A 9,506-nucleotide genomic window follows, 5' to 3' on the forward strand; every position below is an offset into this window, starting at 1 on the left:
TCAGTGCTGTGGCTGCAAGCGGAACCAGCTGAGCGCCTGGTGCAGTACCCCGGCAGACTCCGCCAGTTGGTGCATGACCGGGTGGGCATTGCGCATTTGTTCGTCGATGCTGCTGGCCAGGTGGGCCAGTTCAAAACCATGCTGGCGAATGCTGTTGCCGGCCTCGCTCTGTTGCTGGCGCACCTGGCTGATCTGTCCCATCAGCTGGTCCAGCTCGGCCAGCGACTGGTCCACGCCGGACAGGGCAGTGTCCAGTGCCTGCTGAGCATGCTGGTTGTCATGGCTGGCCTTGCCGGCGGTATCAATGGCGTCACCCAGCGACTGCTTTACCGTTTCCACCTGCGACAGGCAGTCAAAAATGCGCGAAGTGGCACTGGCGGTGCGCTCGGACAGCTTGCGTACCTCATCCGCCACCACGGCAAAACCCCGGCCCTGCTCGCCGGCACGGGCAGCTTCAATTGCTGCATTGAGCGCCAGCAGATTGGTCTGGTCCGCCACATCGCGAATCAGGGTGCTGATCTGGGCGATATCGCCAATCGACTGGTTCAGCTGTTGCATTTCCTGCATGGCGGAATCAATGCGAGCGGCCAGGTCCTGCATGGCAGAGGCATTGGCACTGCACAGCTGGCGGGCATGCTCGGTGCGTTGCAACGCCTGTTGCGATCCGCTTTCTGCCTGGGCAATGAATTGCGCCACGCTTTCTGCCTGGCTGGCAATCTGCGCGGCTGCTTCGTTGCTCAGATTGGCCTTGCCGCTTTGCAAGCGGCTGGCGTCAGCCGCCTGGCTGGTGATTAGCTGCAATTGCTGGCTGTCGCGTTGATTACGGCTGGCGTGCTGATGCACATTGCTCAACAGCTCGCCCAGTCGTTCCAGAAAGCGGTTGATGCGTGCGGCCATTTGCGCCAGTTCATCCTGCCCCTGTTCCGGCAAGCGGGCAGCCAGGTTGCCTTCACTCAGTGCATCCACGGCACGTCCCATGGCGGCCATCTGCATTTTCAAGCGCCGTGCCAGTGCCAGCTGAATCAGCACCACTGCCACACTGGCCAGCAGCAAAGGCCCCAGAATGATGATGGCCAGCTGTTGCAGCATGGCATGCATGGCTGCTTCTTCTGCGGCCTGATCCTTGCCGGCTAGCACCAGTTGTTGGTCTAGCAGTGCCACCAGCGGCACCAGGCTTTGCTGATAGGCCTGTTCCGGAATCGACAGCGCATCTTGTGGCGCGGTTTCGGCAATGGTCAGCGCGCTTTCCAGATTCTTGGCGTATTGCTGCCACAGCATATTGCTTTGCTGTGCAAACTTTTCCGCACTGTCCGCAGGCAAGGCCGCGGCAATGCGGCTGCCCAGTTGCTTGACCTGCTGCTTGACCTGTTGCAGATGCTTGGCCGTTTCCGGCTGCAAGGGGTCGGCACGGGACAGGCTGAGTACGCTGGCCTTGAACTGGTAAAGATTGGCCGACAGTTGCTGATGCTGGCTGTAGTCATCCACATGCCGGGTGAGGGAGAACAATTGCTGACTGGTAACGGCCAGCACAATCAGCAGGCTGGCCACGGTAAACAGGATGGTCAGCCATAAACGTTTGATAAGAGACATGATTGCAGCTTCTGCACAATGGATGCTGCGCAGTGTAGACCCTGAGAATGACAGTTCCATGACATGACTTAATGCCAAATACTTAGAATTGCCTGTGAAATGGCTGCATCATTTACAAGCAGGTCTTGGCAATCCGGGCCGGACATCCTGCAACAGGCCCTTTGTCACCACCATGCGCCAGAGGCAGGAACCGGCAACCGGGCAGGGCATACAGCAAGCCGCTGCGCGCTCAGCCCTGTCGTATTGCTGTGGCCAGTTCATTGCATCTTCATTGCATCAGCGTTTGGCGCTGATGTTTTCCTTGGCGGCAATTGAAGGTGCAGGCAAGGCAAACACCCGTGACGGCAGCTTGAACTGCAACAGCTTGAGCAAGGCCAGCGGCCCCTCGCCAGCAGTGGTGCGCAGGATATAACGTGCGGTCAAGCCATCAGGCAGGGCAAAGTCCAGTTGAAAACGGGCTTTGTCCAGTTGTACCACCTTGGCTTTTTCCAGCAAGCGGACGAAGGCCCAGCGGCCGCTGAATTCCAGCGTTTGCCGTGTGCCGGTAGCCAGCGACAGCCACTGTAAATAAGTGCCACCGGGCTGCCCGGTCTGCGGCCAATGCATGGCTACCCAGGCCTCGTGCTGGTTGAAGTACTTCAATGCCTGGCCATCAATCATCAGCGTGGTTTCGGCCAGGCCCGGCATGGCAACCGGGCGCAGCTCAAACTGGTAAGCGGCATCGCCTTCGGCATACAGCAGGCTGGACAGGCGGCTCAGTGCATTCACCGCATTGAGAAAGTCGGCATCGAAAGGTGCGGCATTCTGCAAGGTGGGGCTGGGCAGCCATTGATCGCCTTCCTGCACCAGCGCTCCGGCCAGTGTACTGCCCAGAAAGCGGGCAATCGCGCCTTGTTCCGGGGCCAGAAAGCCGGTCAGCACCGGAATGGAGCTGTCGTTATCGCTGGCATTGAAGGGAAAGCGCCCGGCCAGCTGACTACCCCATGGCAGGTAGATGCTACGGCGCCACAAATCATTGATGTCAAACGCCGCTGGCAGCATCACCACCTGGTTGGCACTATCCAGCGGGCTGACAAACAGCTGCTGCGCAAAGCCGGCCCATTCTGCCCCCAGGCTGGCAGCCAGCATGGCCGCGTACTCCTGGCCATGGGCCAGCGCATTCTGTTCGCCCTTGAACAGCGCCTGTGCCAGCTGGCGGGACGCGGCATCGGGGTTGGGCGAGGAGGCCAGCTGTTGCAGCTTCAGCCGCACCGAGGTGACGGATTCCAGATAGCGCGCCAGGCTGATTGTGTGGCTGGCTTGTGCATCATCCGGCGCAGTCAGCCGCAACAAGGGCCCAAAGGCACGGGCTAGCGGGACGGAAGGCTGTGTCTGCTGCATGGCCGCCTTGTCACCGGACTTGCCCACCAGTGCGCGGGTTTTGTCCAGCAAGTCACTGGCCAGGGACTTTTCCGCCATGCCAGCCTGCCCCTGGTACTGGATCATGCTCAGCAAGGCCAGCAGCGGCGAGCGCTGCGGGTCGGCATAAGTGTTCAGTTGCTCCACTGTGCTGGACAGGTTACTGGCAGATTGCCAGCGCATGCCGTTCAGCCAGCGTTGCCAAGCGGCGGCGTAGTCATTGAAATAACGTTGCAGCAAGCGGGTTTTCAGCAGGCTGCCTTCACTGCGTGCAGCTTCTGCCCCCATCACCCATAGCGCCTCGCCGCCCTGTTTCGGGTCGGCATTTTCGATGGCAGTGCGGACATGGCCATCCCATGCTTCGCGGGTATAGGCACCGGGCAGGGTGCCGGGCAGCAGGAACAGGCCACGGTTATCCACCCCCGGCAGCAGGCTACTGGCGGTGCGGGCCGGATATTTGTCAGCCGCCTGTTGCAGGATGGACTGGTAAATCGTTTCGTCGCCATGCTCCACCCCGTTGAGGCCAAGCAAGGTCTGCCGGGCAGCGGATACCACGGCAGGGCTGGCCGCCAGCTTCCATTCCGGGTGTGCCGCCAGATGCTGCGCATAAAAGCGCATGATGTCTGCTTGCGGCTGGCCGTCGGATCCACTGCGCAGGCGTAGTTGATCCGACAGGAATACCGCCTGCGTGCGGGAAGGCGTATCCAGCATCAAATAGGCTTTCAGGCTGTCAAACCCCACCTTGCTGGCCAGCGAAATCGCCTCGCCACCGCCGGACAGCGGCAGCTTGTTCAGCTCAAGCAAAACGCGCTGGATATCCTGTTGCGCAGGCGTAATCACCCACTGTCGGGCAGCCTTGCCGTAAGCGGCAAACAGCGGTGCCTGCACCTTGTCATTCAGGTTCAGGCCAAAGCGCGACAGCAGGGGAATACCGGCGTTGGCTTGCTGTGATAGCTGCTGCAATAACTGTTGGGTACTCAGCAAGGCTGGTAAGGCCTGCTTGATGGTGCGGGCGGCATTCAGCTGGGCGATGCGGGCCTGGGCGTCCATCACCAGGGTGTGATTGCGCATGGCGGACACGCCCACCGCCACCGCCAGCAGCAGGGACAGGGCACACACAAGCCAGCCGATGAGGTCGGTCAGCGCAAGACGATGGCGGCGCGGTGCACATTGCACACAATCCTCCACCACATGGCCTGCAATATGCGATAAGTCAGCACCGGCAATCCACGCCAGGCGGATGATGTGCTGCCCGTCTGGCAGGTGGTGGCTGATCTGCGCCAGGGATTCGGCCAGATCATCAATCACGCCGGGCTGATCCAGCGCAGCGGAAAAGGCCAGCGTGGCAGAGCCCTTGTGCGCCAGCAAGGCTGCCTGTCCGTCAATGGCGCTCTGCCAGACCAGCTGGCGCAAGTCGGCCCGCGTTTGTGCCGCATCGCCGGGTTGGGTCAGTACGCAGGAAATACCCTGCTCCGGTACCGTCCAGCCAGTGAGGGCAAGGCAGACCGGCAGCCGCCACTGACAGCGTGCATTCAAATCCAGCAGCTGTTGCAGCTGCATACTCCCGGTTTTCGGCAATGTGTCCGCCACCAGGGTGACGGCATCCAACGGCACACGCCAACGGCCACGCAAACGGGCGAGGCGCTTTGCTGGCTGTTCCGGGGTGATGCGCAGCAGCAAGGCATCCGGGCTATCCAGCCAGAGCGGTGCCGGTGCCTGGTCGACATCCGCCAGGCTGGACACTACCTTCTCCGGCAATAGCGTTGCCACCCATGGCTTGATGCTGCGCCATTTGCCCGGGTACTGATGGCGCATGTATTGCAGAACGGAATCCAGGCCCTCCGACCTGCCATCCATAGTGGTGTTGGCACGGTGAACGCGAGGCACCGCCAACGCAGCAGGCCCCCGGATCAGCAGCACTAACCAGACAAACACCGCCAGGGTTGGCAGTAACACGGCCCAGAAGAAAAGACTGGTTTGCAACAAGAAGCCATCCGTCGGCCCCTGAAACAGCGTTTTGCCATACAACCAGACCAGCAACAGCGCCAGTGCTCCAATTGCAAACAGGATGAGGGGTATCCAGTAAACGCGGCGCGGGGTAGGGGAAGAGCTTGGCAGGCTGGTCATGGCGATGGCCTCTCACGTTTGGCAATGCAATTCAAAGGACATTCACGCTTACACACGGTCAGCGCTGGCGGAGTTATTGCAAATCAATATGTGGTTTGAGTGACTACTGGCCGGCCTATGCGCCCTGCCTTTGTCGTTACTGGTGGAAAACGCTGGGTGTTATTTGCTTTCATCACCATCCAGTAAATCTGATTTGGACCAGTCGCACAGACTGGCAGGTGGGCTAGCCTTGGCTGCACCATAATCAGGGAAGAAGAAATATTCCTTGGGCCCCTTTCTATGGACATAGTTAAAAACAGATAGGCCATCACCATGCAAGTAAAATGAATAAAAACCGGTCTTTTTTTTGTTAATTATTTCTGTGTATACATAGCGATAGTTTTTAAATTTCCCTTCCTTTACTGTAATGTCTTTATGGTTGGAATATTTCAAGCGAATTTTAGCCCCATTGTTGTATTGCACATAAACATCGCGGCGTGGGCCCTGCGGCAGGATTAGGCTGATAAAAATAGGCTTTTTATCTCCCATGGCAGAAAAGCAGTAGGTGTTAGTTCTATTAATTCTGTTTTCTGAAGTGGCTGCTGGTACGGATGCATGCGCCGTGGTGGCAATAAGGGCGCTTGCTAGGCCGGTGATTTTTCTTAACATGACAGTCCTTAGTAAATAAATTGCACAAATCAAAACAAATACTTCACGCGGTCACGCTTAATGATTTATTCAATAAGCTAGGCTTTCCCCGTTTGCATGCGGTGCAATAGCAAAATGAAAGACAGCTGTGTTGGTTGATTTTCTTTGATATGGATGTCTTTTTTGTGTTTATATTTTTATATAACATATTTAGTTATTTTCTTCTTCTGATAGTCGATCTGATTTGGACCAGTCGCATGCAACGTAAGGTATTTTTGAGTCGTCCGCGCCTGAGTCGAATCTGAGAAAATACGATTGATTTTTTTCTTGGGACGATATTCGAGCATTGGCGAGTCTCCTCTATACCAAGTGTAAGTGTAGTATCCAGTCATTTTATTGTTCATCATTTCGGCATAAGTGTGTGACTGACTATCATTGTTTGATCCTGTCATGTCTATATATTCAGGGTATAGATATCTAAGGTGAATGATAGGGCCGTTATTGTGTTGTACAAAGCCGCCTAGGCGCCTGTCATTAAAGAGGCCTAGGGTAATAAATATGAACTCATTCTTTTCTCGTGATGAATAGCAGTCTGGGCGAATTTTATCTATTTCTGCGGTTGGATTTTTCTGACTTTGGGCTGAATGGGCTGTAATGGCAAGCAGAAAGATGGCTGCGATGGTTAGTATTCTTAGCATTGGTATCCTTCCAGGGAGTGACTATGTGGTGTTTTTTTTGATTGCTATTTATATTTTTAGTTGTTTGTATCATTTAATAAACTTGATTTCGACCAGTCGCATGCTATATCTGGTGTGTGTGAGGTTTGTGCTTCTGAATCAATAAATAAGCCATATCGTCTGTTGGATTTTTTAGGATAATATTCAAGAATTGGCATGTCTCCTCTGTACCAATTGTATATATAATACCCTGTGATTTTGTTATTTGTAATTTCTGCATAGGTGTGAGATTCACTATCATTACCTGCTCCTTTTTTGTCTATATAATTGGCGTATAAATATTTTAAGCGTAGTGTGGTACCATTGTTATGCTGTACATACCCACCTAATCGGTAATCGGAAAATAAAATAAGGCTGATAAATATGAATTCGCCTTTTTCGTGTGAGGAAAAGCAAGTTGCGTTAGATGTATCAACTTCAATGGCTGAGTTTGATTTGCTATACACCGCGGGACTTGCAATAAAAACAAAAATGCAAGCTATGTAGGTAATTATTCTGGACATGAATGTGTTCTTTGTATTAATTAATGGTTCTGCGCTGATGTCTTTATGTTTAAGGTCTTTGTAAGATATATGCCAAATTTAGAGAGTGCGTGGTAGGGACAAATTTTTCTTCTCCATTTATTTTTTCTTTTCTGCTATTTCTGCGCCAGACAAAGGTGATGTTAACAGTGTCTTTGGGTGGAATGGCATCATGTAAAATCCATTTGCAGTACTCCAAGGCTTGAAGTCTTAGCTCAAGTCCGTTGATATTTTGATCAAAAACCCAACCATTGATACCTTTGCTGACCTCAATGCCATTCTTAATCGCGCTGCCTAGATCACATAGAGAGTGCATGCTGGTGACTTTTTTTGATTGTTTACTGATCCAGTAAAAACCACTGCTATCGATGCAGCCAAATACATTATTAATCGAATGGCTTAGTTGCTTTTTCTTTTCGGATTGTCCCGGCTTTGCAATTAAATTATCTGGGTTCCAGCCTAATTCCGCATACACACCAAGCTGTGCATTTTTGGTGGATGGTATTCCACGAAATTCACCATACTTTGAATAGGAGCCTTTGTGCGTGAGTTGAATAATGCCCCGTCCCCAATAGGGCCTGTATTCTGCGCTTGGATCATGTGGCTCGGCTAAATATGCCAGATAGCTGGTTTCTGGAATGGTTTGCGCAATAAAATGCGCTAATCTGCCTTTGCTGTGTAAAATGCCATATTTGTTAAAGCCTTGGCATAGTGCTTTTGTCCAGGTTTTGGCTGTGGAGAATGCTGCCTCCCAACTCTTGGATTCGGTTCTGAATTGTGTGCGATCAAGGCGCTTTAGTGTTCTTGGCAGTAATTGCGCAAACTCAAACTCCGATAGCCAATTACATTTCCTGAAATGCAGGATGAACTCCCTGGGGTTGAAGAACCAGACATCTTCCGTTATCGCACCCTGGTAAAATGCCTTGCTGGCATTGTCTACAGTAGGTAGACAAGCACTGGGGAATTTATTGTTGTTGTCGACGAATCGCTGCCAGAAACAGGCTTTGTCCAGGTCGTCCATTAATTTCTGGAATTTGCTATTGTCTAGTGGTATGGGGTTGAGCGGGGATGCCACTTTACGCCATTGTTGGCGCACTGCCTTCTTTGCTTTGTCCCATTCGCTGGGAATTTTGCAAATCATCTTTGATAGTTTGCTACTGACAGCCGGGTCAGTTAATGCCCGTTGTAATACGGCTGCGTTTTTCTCGCTGCCCGCTGGATACAGTAGTGAATGAATGATTTTGCTATCACACAGGCCGTTATCAACCGGGTCATCATCGATGAGGGTCCAGTCTGCCCAGTCCGGAAAATCGCCATCACTAAATACGGTAATGGGCTTTGCGCCCTGGGCGGGTGCGGCATTGAGATTGATCCAGGCCAGGCCCTGTGGTGTGTCAATCTGATGCCAGTGTGGAATGTCATGGCCAATTTTCTGGGTGTTGACCTCATCAATGATGCGGCCAAATTTCAGCATTTCATAAATTGCGCTGGGGGCGATTTTTTTATACTGTTCGCCCATCTTGACTGCTCGGTTATAGAGCTTGTATTCGTATGCCTGGTAGAATTTGTTGTCTTTGGCGCGGTGTGGGATGCTGATGTATTGATTGTCTTTTAATAACTTGCTGCTTATCGTGACTTCACCCTTTTCAAATTTGATGGTGACGTATAAATCTGACGTACTCGGTGTTGGGTTTTTGAGGGTGGGTGCGCTGTAATCTGGCGCTGTCGCCTGGAAATATAAGGGAGTGCCTGCCGGGATGTAGTAGTGGGTATCGCCGTAAACAATGTTTTTCCGGCCGGATTTGGCGAGGTTCAGCTTGCCGCTGCTGCGACCGGTGATTTTCTTTACATTTGCGCCGCTGCAAAAGATTTCAAAATGGATGCCGCTATTGTCTGCCACGTTACCGACATGGCCAATCAGGTCTTTTCTATAGACGGGGCTGCCCTTGGCGTAGGCTGTCTTGATTGCTTCATTGATGACTTGCAGGTGTTGATAGCAGGAGTAATACACAATGCAGCCTTCTGCCTCGCTGCCAATCTGGGTTTCATGCCTGATGATCACCACTCCGCTGGAGTTGGCGTGCTCGCTGAGGTCTGTCCCTTTGTCCTCGGCGTAATACATGACGGCACCGTCGGCAATCGCCCATACGGCGTTGTTGTCCCCCGATCCGACAAAGCCGGTAATGTGCAGGCCGGGGTGCCATTGGCCGGATTTTCCTACTGGAAATCCTCCCCTGTCGCGATTGGGCATCATGCTTTCCAGCCATGCCCTATCTTCTTTCTGGGTGGTGGTTTGCGCTTGTGCTGGCTTTAGTAATACGGGTGGTCCGATTAACATGTTTATTCCTTGTTCTAATTGAATGATGAGCTGGCGAATAATCAATACCCTTCATTCCGAGTAGTTCTGATCAAGGCTTAATTCGGTTTTGGGGAATGCGCTGACTGGATTAGCCAGCCCCGCCTTCCCCTCATTACTCAGCGTGCCGTGCAGCTTGATATCCCCAAA

The 9,506-nt window shown here is 53.0% G+C and carries 6 protein-coding genes; all 6 read right to left on the bottom strand.

Annotated elements, in window-relative coordinates:
- The gene (locus tag ACE3SE_RS10575; RefSeq protein WP_045847913.1) at positions 1–1,590 is read right to left on the bottom strand and encodes a methyl-accepting chemotaxis protein; all 1,590 of its coding nucleotides are present in this window, start codon (positions 1,588–1,590) and stop codon (positions 1–3) included.
- A 276-nt stretch (positions 1,591–1,866) separates the two neighbouring features.
- Entirely contained in the window at positions 1,867–5,115 is a 3,249-nt protein-coding gene (locus ACE3SE_RS10580; protein ID WP_374555136.1) for an ImcF-related family protein, read from the bottom strand.
- Positions 5,116–5,274: 159 nt separating this feature from the next.
- Entirely contained in the window at positions 5,275–5,763 is a 489-nt protein-coding gene (locus ACE3SE_RS10585) for a hypothetical protein (RefSeq protein ID WP_374555138.1), read from the bottom strand.
- A gap of 176 nt (positions 5,764–5,939) precedes the next feature.
- Positions 5,940–6,440: a hypothetical protein gene (locus ACE3SE_RS10590; protein ID WP_374555140.1), complete on the bottom strand. Its 501-nt coding sequence runs from the start codon at positions 6,438–6,440 to the stop codon at positions 5,940–5,942.
- 56 nt (positions 6,441–6,496) lie between these two features.
- Positions 6,497–6,982, bottom strand: a complete 486-nt coding sequence (locus ACE3SE_RS10595) for a hypothetical protein (protein WP_156157009.1) — start codon at positions 6,980–6,982, stop codon at positions 6,497–6,499.
- A gap of 49 nt (positions 6,983–7,031) precedes the next feature.
- Complete coding sequence (locus ACE3SE_RS10600; protein ID WP_374555142.1) at positions 7,032–9,383, bottom strand: hypothetical protein; 2,352 nt, start codon at positions 9,381–9,383, stop codon at positions 7,032–7,034.
- Positions 9,384–9,506 lie beyond the last annotated feature (123 nt).

It is taken from the genome of Aquitalea pelogenes, assembly GCF_041914625.1.
GTDB lineage: Bacteria > Pseudomonadota > Gammaproteobacteria > Burkholderiales > Chromobacteriaceae > Aquitalea > Aquitalea pelogenes.